The 12491-nt window shown below is 65.1% G+C and carries 11 protein-coding genes and 1 other RNA gene; 6 read left to right on the forward strand and 6 right to left on the reverse strand.

Features of this window, described 5'->3' with window-relative positions; genetic code table 11:
• The first annotated feature begins 81 nt into the window (after nucleotides 1-81).
• Both QJT82_RS37840 and QJT82_RS37845 read left to right on the forward strand, forming a co-directional pair.
• Complete coding sequence (locus tag QJT82_RS37840) at nucleotides 82-1314, forward strand: cytochrome P450 (protein ID WP_028332498.1); 1233 nt, start codon at nucleotides 82-84, stop codon at nucleotides 1312-1314.
• 199 nt (nucleotides 1315-1513) lie between these two features.
• Nucleotides 1514-5233, forward strand: coding sequence for an AsmA-like C-terminal region-containing protein (locus QJT82_RS37845; RefSeq protein ID WP_028342331.1), 3720 nt, complete (start codon nucleotides 1514-1516; stop codon nucleotides 5231-5233).
• A 64-nt stretch (nucleotides 5234-5297) separates the two neighbouring features.
• Here the strand turns inward: QJT82_RS37845 and QJT82_RS37850 are convergent, their stop codons facing one another.
• The 6 genes from QJT82_RS37850 to ssrA all read right to left on the reverse strand — a co-directional run bounded on the left by QJT82_RS37850 (nucleotide 5298) and on the right by ssrA (nucleotide 9048).
• Nucleotides 5298-5651 (reverse strand): VOC family protein, encoded by a 354-nt coding sequence (locus QJT82_RS37850; protein WP_028342332.1) that lies wholly within the window; start codon nucleotides 5649-5651, stop codon nucleotides 5298-5300.
• A 56-nt stretch (nucleotides 5652-5707) separates the two neighbouring features.
• Nucleotides 5708-5983: a ribbon-helix-helix domain-containing protein gene (locus QJT82_RS37855; RefSeq protein ID WP_024580116.1), complete on the reverse strand. Its 276-nt coding sequence runs from the start codon at nucleotides 5981-5983 to the stop codon at nucleotides 5708-5710.
• Entirely contained in the window at nucleotides 5980-6168 is a 189-nt protein-coding gene (locus QJT82_RS37860; protein WP_016841076.1) for a DUF4169 family protein, read from the reverse strand. The genes QJT82_RS37855 and QJT82_RS37860 overlap by 4 nt, the downstream gene beginning before the upstream one ends.
• 274 nt (nucleotides 6169-6442) lie before the next feature.
• Entirely contained in the window at nucleotides 6443-7861 is a 1419-nt protein-coding gene (gene fumC / locus QJT82_RS37865) for a class II fumarate hydratase (RefSeq protein ID WP_196238196.1), read from the reverse strand.
• A 167-nt stretch (nucleotides 7862-8028) separates the two neighbouring features.
• On the reverse strand, nucleotides 8029-8544 hold the full coding sequence (locus QJT82_RS37870) for a ClpXP protease specificity-enhancing factor SspB (RefSeq protein WP_028342334.1): 516 nt from the start codon (nucleotides 8542-8544) through the stop codon (nucleotides 8029-8031).
• A 147-nt stretch (nucleotides 8545-8691) separates the two neighbouring features.
• Nucleotides 8692-9048, reverse strand: a transfer-messenger RNA (tmRNA) gene (ssrA, locus tag QJT82_RS37875).
• 88 nt (nucleotides 9049-9136) lie between these two features.
• Here ssrA and QJT82_RS37880 point away from each other — a divergent pair.
• The 4 genes from QJT82_RS37880 (at nucleotide 9137) to QJT82_RS37895 (ending at nucleotide 12393) form a co-directional block, all read left to right on the forward strand.
• Nucleotides 9137-9748, forward strand: coding sequence for a chromate transporter (locus QJT82_RS37880; protein WP_028342335.1), 612 nt, complete (start codon nucleotides 9137-9139; stop codon nucleotides 9746-9748).
• The gene (locus QJT82_RS37885) at nucleotides 9745-10278 is read left to right on the forward strand and encodes a chromate transporter (protein ID WP_028342336.1); all 534 of its coding nucleotides are present in this window, start codon (nucleotides 9745-9747) and stop codon (nucleotides 10276-10278) included. The genes QJT82_RS37880 and QJT82_RS37885 overlap by 4 nt, the downstream gene beginning before the upstream one ends.
• A 92-nt stretch (nucleotides 10279-10370) precedes the next feature.
• Nucleotides 10371-10871: a tripartite tricarboxylate transporter TctB family protein gene (locus QJT82_RS37890; protein WP_028332491.1), complete on the forward strand. Its 501-nt coding sequence runs from the start codon at nucleotides 10371-10373 to the stop codon at nucleotides 10869-10871.
• Between the two features lie 7 nt (nucleotides 10872-10878).
• Nucleotides 10879-12393, forward strand: coding sequence for a tripartite tricarboxylate transporter permease (locus tag QJT82_RS37895; RefSeq protein ID WP_028342337.1), 1515 nt, complete (start codon nucleotides 10879-10881; stop codon nucleotides 12391-12393).
• Nucleotides 12394-12491: the final 98 nt, after the last annotated feature.

Below are 12491 nucleotides of genomic sequence, written 5' to 3' on the forward strand. Positions count from 1 at the left end.
ATCCGTGATGATGCGGTCTTGAGGATGACACCAGGGCGCGCCAGGTTGCATGCACCGGCGTAGCGAGCGAAGGAGGTCACCATGAACGAGCAAGTTCAGCCGGCGAGCGGCGAGCCGCTTTTCAATCCACTGGCGCCTGAATTCATTCGCAATCCCTATCCGTATTACGAGCGGCTGCGCCGCCTCGATCCGATGCATGTCAATGTGCACGGCGCCTTCGTCGCCAGCCGGCACGCCGAGGCGAGCCTCGTGCTGCGCGACAAGCGGTTCGGCAAGGATTTTGCCGAGCGCTCGATCCGCCGCTACGGTCCGAAGATCATGGAGGAGCCGGTCTTCCGCAGCATGAGCCACTGGATGCTGCAGCAGGATCCGCCCGACCACACCCGCCTGCGCGGCCTTGTCGTCAAAGCCTTCACCGCGCGCCGGGTCGAGGACATGCGGCCGCGCATCCAGCACGTCGTTGACGAGACGCTCGATCGCATCATTCCGCAAGGCAAGATGGACCTGATCGAGGATTTCGCGTTCCGCCTGCCGGTCACGATCATCTGCGACATGCTCGGTATCCCCGAGGAACACCGCGAGGCCTTCTACAACGGTTCGCGCGATGGCGGCCGTATCCTCGAACCGGTGCCGCTGACACCCGAGGAAATCAAGCAGGGCAACGCTGCCAATGCGATGGCGGCGATGTATTTCCATCAGCTGTTCGAGCTGCGCCGCAAGCAGCCCGGCGACGACCTCACCACCCAACTGGTGCAGGCCGAAGAGGACGGCCAGAAGCTCACCAATGAGGAACTGACCGGCAACATCATCCTGCTGTTCGGCGCCGGCCACGAGACGACCGTGAACCTGATCGGCAACGGCCTGCTGGCGCTGTTCCGTAACCCGGACCAACTCGCGCTGCTGAAGGCCAATCCCGGCCTCATCACCAATGCGATCGAGGAGTTCCTGCGTTACGATTCCTCGGTGCAGCTGACCGGCCGCGTCGCGCTGGAGGACATCGACGACCTCGGTGGCAAGCGCATCCCGAAGGGCGAGAGCGTGCTGTGCCTGTTGGGCTCGGCCAATCATGACGAGGCTGTTTATCCCGATCACCCCGAAAGGCTCGACATCCGGCGGCCGAACGTCAAGCCGCTGTCGTTCGGCGGCGGCATCCATTTCTGCCTCGGCGCCCAGCTGGCGCGGATCGAGGCCGAGATCGCGATCTCGACGTTGCTACGCCGGATTCCCGACCTGCGGCTCGATGACGCGGAAAATCCGGAGTGGCGGCCGACCTTCGTGCTGCGCGGGCTGAAGCGGCTGCCGGCGAGCTGGTGACGTTCCCGCGGGGCGGCGATCCTCGGCGAGGCCGGCACACGCACGCTTGAACGGGAAATCCACTATCTGTCCGAAGTCCCAGCAGTATACCGGCTGTGACTTCGCCGTACTTGTCTCTATATTTGGGCTGCTCCGGCCAAGGTTGGCAAAGGGTTCAGCATGAGCAGGCTGCCGCGGAGCTGGCTCAAAGGGAGACACCGTGCAGACGACGCTGCTCGGCCTGGCAATTGCCTTCATTCTTGCACTGGTCGCGGCGCTGGTCGGTCCGTATTTCGTTGACTGGAACCAGTTCCGGCCGCAGTTCGAGGTGGAGGCGTCCAAGATCATCGGCGTGCCGGTCCGGGTCGCCGGCAATCTGGACGCGCGTCTGCTGCCGGCACCCTCGCTGCGGTTGAAGACCGTCACCGTCGGCGGCGCCCACGACCTTGGCAAGGTCCGGGCCGCCAATCTCGACGTCGAGTTCAGCCTGAGCTCGCTGATGCGCGGCGAGTGGCGCGCGAACGAGCTCACCATCAACGGCGCGTCGCTCGATCTCGGACTCGACCCAAAAGGGCGGATCGACTGGTCGCCGTCGAGCGGGAGCTTCAACCTCGCTTCGCTGGCGATCGACCGGCTCAACCTGACCGGCCGCCTCGCGCTGCATGATGCCGCGAGCCGCAGCACGCTCGAGCTGAACGACATTGCCTTCAGCGGCGACGTCCGCTCACTTGCCGGCGCGATCCGCGGCGACGGCAATTTCATGTTCGACGGCAACCGCTACCCGTTTCGGGTCTCCTCGGGGCAAAGCGCCGATGGCAGCGGCACCCGCCTGCACTTCAGCATCGATCCCGGGCAGCGGCCGGTGTCGGCCGATCTCGACGGCATCCTCACCTTCGAGGCCCGCGCGCCGCGGTTCGAGGGCACACTGACGCTGGCGGGTGCGCCCGGCCAGCGCGGCGGCGATGCGCCGCCGTGGCGGATCGCCGCCAAGGTGAAATCGGATTATTCGGCGGCGCGGCTCGACCAGATCGACGTGAGCTATGGCGCCGAGGATCGTGCGCTGAAGCTCGCCGGCAATGGCGATCTGCGTTTCGGTGCGTCGCCGCTGCTGCGCGCCTCGCTTACGGCGCGGCAGCTCGACGGCGACAAGTTCGCCGCCAAGGATGGCGCCAAGGACAGCAACAACGGCAACGTCGAGCCGGCCCGCGTGCTGCCGGCGATACGCGCGGTGTTGTCGGGTCTTCCGCAAAGCCCGATACCGGCGCAGGTCGAGCTGGCATCCGAGCAGATCATGCTCGGCGGCCGTCCGTTGCAGGACATCTCGGCGGAGCTGCAATCGGATGCGAAATCCTGGACGGTGCGCCGGCTGGAGTTTCGCGCGCCGGGATCCACGCGGGTCTCGATGAGCGGTGCCAGCGCGCAAGCCGGAGCGGCGAACAGCTTCAAGACCGCGCTCAGCATCGAATCGTCCGATCCCGATGTGCTGATGACCTGGCTGCAGGGGCGCGGCGACGCCACCTATCGCAGCCAACGGCCGCTGCGGTTGCGCGGCGACGTCATGGTATCGCCATCAGGCTTTTCGATCGACGCGATGAAGGCAGAGATCGAAAGCGGCACGCTCGAGGGCCGCGTCGCGGTTACGCACCGCGAGGCAACCAGCGGCTCGAAGGTCGAGGCGCAGTTGAAGGCGGATCGGCTCGATCTCGACGCGACCGCGGCATTGATCCGCTCGCTGGCCGGTCCGCAAGGCGAATGGCCCGACGAGGCGCAGCTGTCGCTCGACGTCGGGCGCGCGGTCTCTTCCGGGCAGGAATTGCGGCCGCTGCTGGCGAAAATCGCCTATAGCCCGAAGAATATCGTGCTCGAACGCGTCAAGATCGGCCAGCCCGACAATGTCACGCTGGACGGCAGCGGCAATTTCGACCGTGCCAATTCGACCGGCAAGCTTGCCGTCGACGCGACCGCCGCGTCGCTTGGCCGGCTGACCGCTGTGGTTCAGCCGTTCGCGCCGGCGCTGGCCGCGCGGCTTGGCGTGCTCCGCGCGGATGCCGGCCCGGTTCGCGCCAGGTTCGCGCTCGACCTCGGCAAGGGCAAGGCCGCCGATCGCGTCAGCGCGCGCGCGACGCTCGATCTCGACACGCCGCAGCTCAAGGGCAATACAGTGATCTCGGCGACGCCGCAGGTGGCCGCGATCCGTGCGCTGGATTTCGATGCACTCCGCAGCAACGAGGTTACAGCGGAGACGAAATTCTCGGCCGGCGATGGCAATGCTTTGCTGGCGCTGCTTGGGCTCGACCATGCGGTCGCAGCCGGTGCGGGCGCGACGCAATTCGAAGGTACATTGAGCGGTGCCTGGCGCGCGCCGTTGCGGCTGAAGGCAAGGCTCTGGGGCGCAGGGCTCGACGCGGATGCCGAAGGGACCGCGGAGCCTTGGACCAAGGACGGGGCCAGCGCGAGCAAATCGAGCATCAGCCTCCGCGTTCGCAGCGCCGACATCAGTCCGCTGCTCAATCTGAAACCAGCCGATCCGGTCGCAAACATCCGCCTGTCGTCGAAGCTGACGCTCGCGGGCGACAGGCTGAACTTCGACGATCTCGACAGCATCATCGCCGGTTCACGGCTGCGCGGCCATCTGGCGCTGACGCTCGCCGATCAGAAGAGCGTCGACGGCGAAGTCGGTCTCGATCAGATCACGCTGGCGCCGATTTTCGCGGCCGCGATCGGCGCGGCCGGTCACGAAGCGACGGAGCCGCTCGGCCAAGGGCTCACAGGCGCCTGGCGCGGCAAGGTCACGTTCGAAGCGCTGCACGGTCTGCTGCCGGGTGGCGCCGAGCTGCAACCGGTCAGCGGCACCATCAGGTCGGACGGGCAGTCGCTGACCTTCGACGGCATCAAGGGCAAGATCGGCGGCGGCGAGGCGACTGCCACCGTCGATGCGCGACAGGGCGCCAACGGACTTGCGCTCAGCGCCAATGTGCAGCTGTCCGGCATCGACAGTTCAGCCTTGCGCTACCGCAGTCTCGCGATGCCCAAGGGACGTACCTCGATGCAGATGACACTGTTGACGCAGGGCCGCAGCGCCTCGGCGTTGACCGGCGCGCTGTCCGGCAGCGGCACCGTGACGCTGGAGGGGCTGAGCCTTCCGGGTCTCGATCCGCGCGCCTTCGAGGTTGCGATCCGCGCCAGCGATTCCGGGCAGGCGACCGACGACACGCGGCTGCGGCAGATCGTCGAACCGGCGCTCGCGGGTGGCGCGCTGTCGATTGCTTCGGCGCAAATCCCCTTCAACATCCGCGACGGCCGCCTCCGGGTCGGCGCCACCACGCTCGCGGCGAACGGCGCCAATGCGATCGTATCCGGCGGCTACGACATTCCGGCCGACCAGGCCGACATCCGCGCCGCCCTGGCATCGACGCAGGTCGGCACGGCCAACAGCCGACCGGAAATCCAGCTGCTTGCCGTGGGCACGCCCGACGGCTTGTCGCGCAGCATCGACATTGCGGCGTTGTCGTCGTGGCTTGCGGTGCGCGCGATCGACCGGGAGACCAAGCGGCTCGACGCCATCGAGCGTGGCGAACCGACGCCGCCGCCGACCCCGACGGCCCTTCCGCATCCGGCCGAGCCGGCGCCGGATGCGTCCAACCCAAATTCGACAGGATTGCCTTCTGCCAACTTGCCGGGGCCCGGCCCTGATCCGCGCCGCGTGCCGGCGAAGCCGAAGATCGTTGCGCCGCGTCCGCCGACTGTCCCACCGGTCGTCACCGCGCCCGCCATTGCGCCGCCCGCGTCGGTTGCGAGCCAGCCGCAGCTGGCGCCGCTGCCGCCGCCGATCGAGGTCAAACCGGTGCCCGGCGCAGCCAAGTCGAGGCCGCTGCGACCGCCACTGTCGTTGACGCCACAGGTCGCCAATCCGCCGCCGCGGCCGGCGATGCAGAACTAAACGCGCTTTCAAGCGAAGTGGGCACCGGTTCGCCTCAAGAAAGCGCATCAAACGAAGCGCCGGCTCATGATCGGTGCTGGAGAATATTGATCAGCTTGCCGAAGGGATCGCGGACGAAGAAGCGCCGCACACCCCACGGTTCGTCCGCCGGTCCGTATTCGATCGCGATGCGGGCTGCCTTCATCCGGCGCAGGGCCTCGTCGAGATCGTCAACCTCGATGGAGAGATCAGGCACCGGCGTGCCGGAGCCGCCTTCGGAAGCGAAGCTGATTTGAGCTTGCATTGTTTCGGATGAGCCGTAAGTCGCAACCCAACCGAAATCCATCAGTGGCTCGAGGCCAAGCACGTCCCGGTAGAACGACTTCGCTGCCGCTGTATCTGGTGCGGCAACGTTCGCGACGATCCGATTGACCTTCATGCTGAAGCCCGCGCGTCGGAACGACCGTCTGCCGATGGCGACGGTCGGAGAGGCCGTCAGGCCTGCTGACGCGTGTCGACCTGTTGCGGCCTGACATCCGTGGGCACCGCCGGCGTGGCGCGCGAGCGGAAGTAGTCGAGCACGAAAAGCCGGATCGCGGAGGACAGATTGCCCTGCTGACGGTTGTTGTCGATCTCGCCGACCAACTCCGACAGCGTCATGTTCCGCAGACCGGAAATCTCCTTCATGCCATTCCAGAAGGCTTCTTCGAGGCTGACGCTGGTCTTGTGTCCGGCGACGACGATCGAGCGCTTGACGACGGGAGACTTCATGACGCGTCTCCGTTTTCGATGCGGTGCTGATCGAGCACACGCGCGTTGCGCTCGCCGAGAAATTCGTCACGCGCTCGTTCGGATTTGGTGCGACCGAATAGCGCACGATTGGCTTCGGCCTGCTTCGCTGCTTGTTCGCGCTCACCGCGCTTCTTGAATCGTTTCAAGTTGACCACGTCGCCCATGCTCGTCGTCCTCATCGTCCCCAGAGCGGAATTGGTGATGCATCGTGACGAAAGCAAGAGCGACTGCACTACGCGCCCGGCTCGATATCCATCCCGAATCCCCGTTTGATGCTCTGATAGCATCAAAGAATCCGTTTCGCTCTGCGAAAACTAGACGTCTGTACCACGCGCCAGCGCAGACCTCATAGGTAACGCGCCTTAGTCTTTAGGCGTTATGATCCATAATTATATCACGCGCGCTGACCGTAATTATCCGGACAATGCGCGCTTCGCTTTAGCCCGGGTGTGTCATTTTGTCCGGCTGCACGAGGCGATCGAATTCATCCGCGGAAACAAATCCGAGCCGCAAAGCCTCTTCCTTCAGCGTCGTTCCGCGCGCATGCGCCGACTTGGCGACCTTGGCTGCGTTGTCGTAACCGATCTTCGGCGCGAGCGCGGTGACCAGCATCAGCGAGCGCTGCATTAGTTCGTTGATGCGCTTTTCGTCGGCGCGTATTCCGACAACGCAATGCTCAGTAAATGAGCGGACAACGTCAGACAGCAACTGAATGGAATTTATCATACAATATGCCAACACGGGCTTGTACACGTTCAGCTCGAAATGGCCCTGGCTGCCGGCGACGGTGATCGTGGTCTGATTGCCGAACACCTGGCAGCAGACCATGGTCATGGCTTCGCACTGGGTCGGATTGACCTTGCCAGGCATGATCGACGAGCCCGGCTCGTTCTCGGGCAGGATCAACTCGCCGAGGCCCGAGCGCGGGCCCGAGCCGAGCAAGCGGATGTCGTTGGCGATCTTGAACAGGCCGGTCGCCACCGAGTTGATCGCGCCGTGCACCAGCACATAGGCGTCGTTGGAAGCCAGCGCCTCGAACTTGTTGGCCGCGCTGGTGAACGGCAGCTTGGTGATCTTGGCGACGTGGCGCGCGAAGGTTTTCGCAAATCTCGGCTTCGAGTTGAGGCCGGTGCCGACGGCGGTGCCGCCCTGCGCAAGCGGAAACAGATCCTTCACCGCGACGCGCAGCCGCGCGATGCCGCTCTCGACCTGCGCGGCGTAGCCGGAGAATTCCTGGCCGAGCGTCAGCGGCGTCGCATCCTGGGTGTGGGTGCGCCCGATCTTGACGATCTTGGCAAACGCCTTCTCCTTGTTGCGCAACGCGCGATGCAGTTCGGTGAGTGCCGGAATCAGATCGGCGACGATGCGGCTCGCCGCGGCGATATGCATCGCGGTCGGAAACGAGTCGTTCGACGACTGACTCATGTTGACGTGATCGTTCGGATGAATCGGCTTCTTGGCGCCAAGCTCGCCGCCGAGCATCTGGTTGGCGCGGTTGGCGATCACTTCGTTCACGTTCATGTTGCTCTGCGTGCCCGAGCCGGTCTGCCAGACCACCAGCGGGAAATTGTCGTCGAGCTTGCCTTCGATCACTTCCTTCGCTGCGCGGATGATGGCGCCGGCGCGGCGCGCATCGAGTTGGCCGAGCTCGCGATTGGTCTCCGCAGCCGCAAGCTTCACGATGCCGAGTGCATGGACAATCGCGATCGGCATCCGGTCGTGGCCGATCTTGAAATTTTGCCGCGAGCGTTCAGTCTGTGCGCCCCAATAGCGGTCGGCGGGAACGTCGATCGGACCGAAGCTGTCGGTCTCGCTGCGGGTCTTTGCCTTGGAAGGGATCGTCGATCGAGCCATCATGCTTTCCGTGGATGCTTGCCGTTGCGTCATCAAAACGTGATCCAGCGCGGCAACGCGAAAGCGTCCGCGCGAAGGGCACGTTCATGCAGAAGATAGGCCGGGACGACGATTTGCCATCCCGATCCCGGCAAGCATCCTACAAGGTCGAGGCGTGATCTGCGCTTAGATTATTTCTTGCGGAAGCGGTCCAGCCGCACGACCTCGGCGCCTTCGCTGGGCTTCGCCGGCTCCTGCTCGGTCTCGGCGCTCTCGGCCGCTGCGTGGGCCGCAGGGGCGGGCAGGGGAGAGGCCGGCGCTGTAGCGGGAGGGGCTTCTTCGGATAGTGCGTCCGAGACGTCGAAGCGCAAATCGAACGGCGCGGACGGATCGAGGAAGCGCGTCACCGCGGCGAACGGCACGGTCAGCCGCTCGGGAATCCCGCCGAACGACAGGCCGACCTCGAAGCGATCCTCGGTCACCACCAGATCCCAGAACTGGTGCTGCAGTATGATGGTCATCTCTTCCGGATATTGCGCGAGCAGCCGCGGCGACAGCTTCACGCCGTCGCCGTGCGACAGGAAGGTGATGTAGAAATGGTGCTCGCCCGGCAGGCCATGTTCGGCGGCGTCGGACAATACCCGGCGCAGCACCCCGCGCAGCGCATCGCGCGCCAGCACGTCATATCGGATGTGATCGGTCGCCATGGTGATCCTGTCGCTTCGAAAATGCCCGCCAGGGCGGTGCCGGATCGTCCGACTCGCCCTTTGGCCATGCTACCCCGCCGGGAGCCGGAAATCAGCAGGGCTGGCGGCTGAAATGCGCGCGGCGCCCGATTGGGAAACAAGGAATGAAGTGGAGGCTTCTGTTGCCAGGTGCCTCCGAACCCCGCCTAGCGGAGCTTAACCCGCTAGGACTTTAAGATGGTCTTTCAAACTGCGTTACGCAGCCTGAGCAACCGGAGCAAAGTTGTCGTTGGCAACTATTGCATTGGCCCGATGTCGGCGGAACCATACCGAGAAAAAACACGCCCTTTACGCCCTCGTCGATCCTATTTCGCCCCCGCCGAAAGCCACCGCGACGGATGGGTTTTGGTGGAGGCGCCGGGTACCGCCCCCGGGTCCGAATGGTTTATTGCGACGGTCATTTATTTCCATAGCCGGCGAACCGGCACCCCCAATATAGCGGCAAAGTCTTAGAAAAACAGAGCCGATTCAGACCCTTTCGGCTGTGAAAACCCACCGATTTGGGGTTGGCCAGGGTCTTGGCGCTGTCCCGGCGCCGTTCTAGGTTTTGTCCATGCCTCCGGAATCTCCGCCGGTTGCCGCCCCGGCGCCGGATGCCTCCACACCATCGCCGCCCCACCAGCCCGGCCTGCTCGAGCTGTTCCTGGCCTTTGCCAAGATGTCGCTGGCCGGCTTTGGCGGGGTTCTGGTCTGGGCCCGACGCGCGATCGTCGAGCAACACCGCTGGATGACCGCGGAGGAGTTCAACGAGACCTTCGCGCTGTGCCATTTCCTGCCAGGTCCGAACATCGTCAACCTGTCGGTCGTGTTCGGCTCGCGCTTTCGCGGCATAGCCGGCGGGCTCGCGGCCTTCGCCGGGCTGGTCGGGCCGCCGATGGTGATCGCGACCATCCTTGCCGCGCTCTATGCCCGTTACGGCGACATCGATGTGCTGCGCCGGACGCTCGCCGGCGTCGCCTGCGCCGCGGTCGGGCTGCTGTGCGCCGTCGTCTTCAAGATGATGATGCCGCTCCTGAAGCGGCGCGATGTCACGGGCCTTGTCATTCTGGCTGCGGTTTTCGTCGCGATCGGACTGATCCGGTGGCCGCTCCAGATCGTGCTGCTGGTGGCGATCCCGCTCAGCATTGCGACGACGGTCCTGGCCCGCCGCATGGTGCGGGCATGAGCTCCGAGTCCAATCCGATCGCGGCGCTGGTCTGGACCTTCGGGCTGATGTCGCTGTTTGCGGTCGGCGGCGCCAATTCGGCGATTCCCGAAATGCACCGTGCCGCCGTCGACGTGCATCACTGGCTGACCGACAAGCAGTTCGCCGACGTATTCGCGATCTCGCAGCTCTCGCCGGGGCCGAACGTGCTGATCGTGACCTTGATAGGCTATTCTGTCGCAGGCGTCGCCGGGGCGTTGGCCGCGACGGTGGCGATGTGCGGACCGACCGCGCTGCTTGCCTATTATGTGAGCCGTTTCCTCGATCGCTCGCGCGACGCGCGCTGGCCGGCGATCATCCAGGCGGCACTGGTTCCGTTGTCGATCGGTCTGATGGCGGCGTCCGGCCTGATCGTGGCGCAGACCTCAGACCAAAGTTGGATCGCGGTCCTGATCACCATTGTCGCGGCCGCGCTTGCTTTTGCGACGCGGATCAACCCTTTGTGGATGTTGCTGGCCGGAGGCCTCTTGGGTTTCGCTGGCGTTATCTGACGAAAATCGCTAGCAAGGCTTTCGGTCAACGGACCGCAAGCCAGCCATTCAATCAAAACGGGCGGGACAGCCCTGACGGGGGAAGCGAAGTCATGAGCGATACGCCGAGCGAGGCGCCGGTCAAATCGATCTTGCCGAAATGGGTGCGCGGTCCGCAGGACTTTGTCGGCGGGCTCGCCATGATGGCGGTTGCGCTGTTTGCCTTGTGGGCCTCGAGCGATTTGCAGGGCATGCACGGATTTTCGTTCGGCGCCGGAACCGCGCCGCGCATGTTCGCCGTGCTGCTGCTGTTGCTCGGCGGTGGTGTCGCGCTGATGGGAGTTCTGCAGGCCGGCCCGCATATCGCGGCCTATTCCTGGCGCGGCCCGTTGTTCGTATCCGCGGCGATCGTGTTCTTCGCATTGGCGATCCGGCCGCTCGGGCTTGTGGTCTCCGCCTTTGCCGCCTTCATGATCGCGGCGATGGGTTCGCAGGAGACGAAACTGGTCGAGGCCGTCATTGTCGGCGCCTGTCTGACCCTCGGCTGCGCGCTGCTGTTCCCCTATGTGCTGGGACTTCCGATGCCGATGTTCCCGCGTTTCCTGATCCAGTGAGGGCGTGATGGAACTGTTCGCCAATCTCGCCCACGGTTTCGCGGTCGCATTCTCGCCGATCAACCTTCTGATGTGCCTGATCGGCGCGCTGGTCGGCACGCTGGTCGGTGTGCTGCCGGGCATCGGCACCATCGCCACCGTGGCCATGCTGCTGCCGATCACCTTCGGCCTGCCGCCGGTCGGTGCGCTGATCATGCTCGCCGGCATCTATTACGGTGCGCAATATGGCGGCTCGACCACCTCGATCCTGGTCAATATTCCAGGCGAGGCGACCTCCGTGGTCACCGCGCTTGACGGCCACCAGATGGCCAAGCAGGGCCGCGCCGGTCCGGCTCTGGCGATCGCCGCGATCGGCTCGTTCTTCGCCGGCTGCGTCGCGACCGTGCTGATCGCCGTGCTCGGCGCGCCGCTGACCAAGCTCGCGCTGGCGTTCGGCCCGGCTGAATATTTCTCGCTGATGGTGCTCGGCCTGATCTTCGCGGTGGTGCTCGCCAAGGGCTCGGTGCTGAAGGCGATCGCGATGATCGTGTTCGGCCTGTTGCTGTCGATGGTCGGGTCCGACATCGAGACCGGCGCCTCGCGCATGGCCTTTAACATCCCCGAACTCGCCGACGGTCTCGGCTTTGCCACGGTGGCGATGGGCGTGTTCGGCTTCGCGGAGATCATTCGCAACCTCGACCACGGCGCCGAGATGAACCGCAACCTGGTGCAGCAGAAGATCACCGGCCTGATGCCGACCAGGAAGGACCTCGCGGATTCCACGCCGGCGATCCTGCGCGGCACCGTGCTCGGCTCGATCCTCGGGATCCTGCCGGGCGGCGGCGCCGTGATCGCCTCGTTCGCGGCTTATACGCTGGAGAAGAAGCTGGCGAAGGATCCGAAGCGGTTCGGCCGCGGCGCGATCGAGGGCGTGGCGGCGCCGGAAAGCGCCAACAACGCCGCGGCGCAGACCTCGTTCATCCCGCTGCTTACGCTCGGCATCCCGCCGAACGCGGTGATGGCGCTGATGGTCGGCGCGATGACCATTCACGGCATCGTGCCGGGTCCGCAGGTGATGCAGAAGCAGCCCGATCTGGTCTGGGGCATGATCGCCTCGATGTGGATCGGCAATCTGATGCTGATCATCATCAACCTGCCGCTGGTGGGCATCTGGGTCCGTCTGCTGCGCGTGCCGTACCGGCTGATGTTCCCCTCGATCGTGGTGTTCTGCGCGATCGGCATCTACTCGGTGAACAACGCGCCGGTCGACGTCGTGCTCGCAGGCGTGTTCGGCCTCGTCGGTTATTGGCTGATCAAGCATGATTTCGAGCCGGCACCGCTGCTGCTCGGCATGGTGCTGGGCCCGCTGATGGAGGAGAACCTGCGTCGCGCGCTGTTGATCTCGCGCGGCGACTGGAGCGTGTTCGTCTCGCGGCCGCTGTCGGCGGTGCTGCTGGCGATCGCGGCCGGTCTCCTGGTGCTGGCCGTGCTGCCGACCTTGCGTGCCAAGCGCGACGAAGTGTTCGTGGAATCCGAGGGCTAAGCGAGCCGCCGGCCCTGCGTCGGCGCGCCGCAGGCGGAAGTCGAATCGACACTCGATGTCGTCCCGTGAAATGAAAATGCCGGCCGATTTGGCCGGCA

Source organism: Bradyrhizobium sp. Mp19, from assembly GCF_029952935.1.
Classification (GTDB): Bacteria; Pseudomonadota; Alphaproteobacteria; order Rhizobiales; family Xanthobacteraceae; genus Bradyrhizobium; species Bradyrhizobium elkanii.

Coding starts and splice junctions, on each gene's coding strand:
- QJT82_RS37860 (WP_016841076.1), bottom strand. CDS start 6,168: ATGGGCGACGTGGTCAACTTGAAACGATTCAAGAAGCGCGGTGAGCGC.
- QJT82_RS37880 (WP_028342335.1), top strand. CDS start 9,137: ATGCCTCCGGAATCTCCGCCGGTTGCCGCCCCGGCGCCGGATGCCTCC.
- QJT82_RS37885 (WP_028342336.1), top strand. CDS start 9,745: ATGAGCTCCGAGTCCAATCCGATCGCGGCGCTGGTCTGGACCTTCGGG.
- QJT82_RS37850 (WP_028342332.1), bottom strand. CDS start 5,651: ATGAAGGTCAATCGGATCGTCGCGAACGTTGCCGCACCAGATACAGCG.
- QJT82_RS37890 (WP_028332491.1), top strand. CDS start 10,371: ATGAGCGATACGCCGAGCGAGGCGCCGGTCAAATCGATCTTGCCGAAA.
- QJT82_RS37855 (WP_024580116.1), bottom strand. CDS start 5,983: ATGAAGTCTCCCGTCGTCAAGCGCTCGATCGTCGTCGCCGGACACAAG.
- QJT82_RS37870 (WP_028342334.1), bottom strand. CDS start 8,544: ATGGCGACCGATCACATCCGATATGACGTGCTGGCGCGCGATGCGCTG.
- QJT82_RS37840 (WP_028332498.1), top strand. CDS start 82: ATGAACGAGCAAGTTCAGCCGGCGAGCGGCGAGCCGCTTTTCAATCCA.
- fumC (WP_196238196.1), bottom strand. CDS start 7,861: ATGATGGCTCGATCGACGATCCCTTCCAAGGCAAAGACCCGCAGCGAG.
- QJT82_RS37895 (WP_028342337.1), top strand. CDS start 10,879: ATGGAACTGTTCGCCAATCTCGCCCACGGTTTCGCGGTCGCATTCTCG.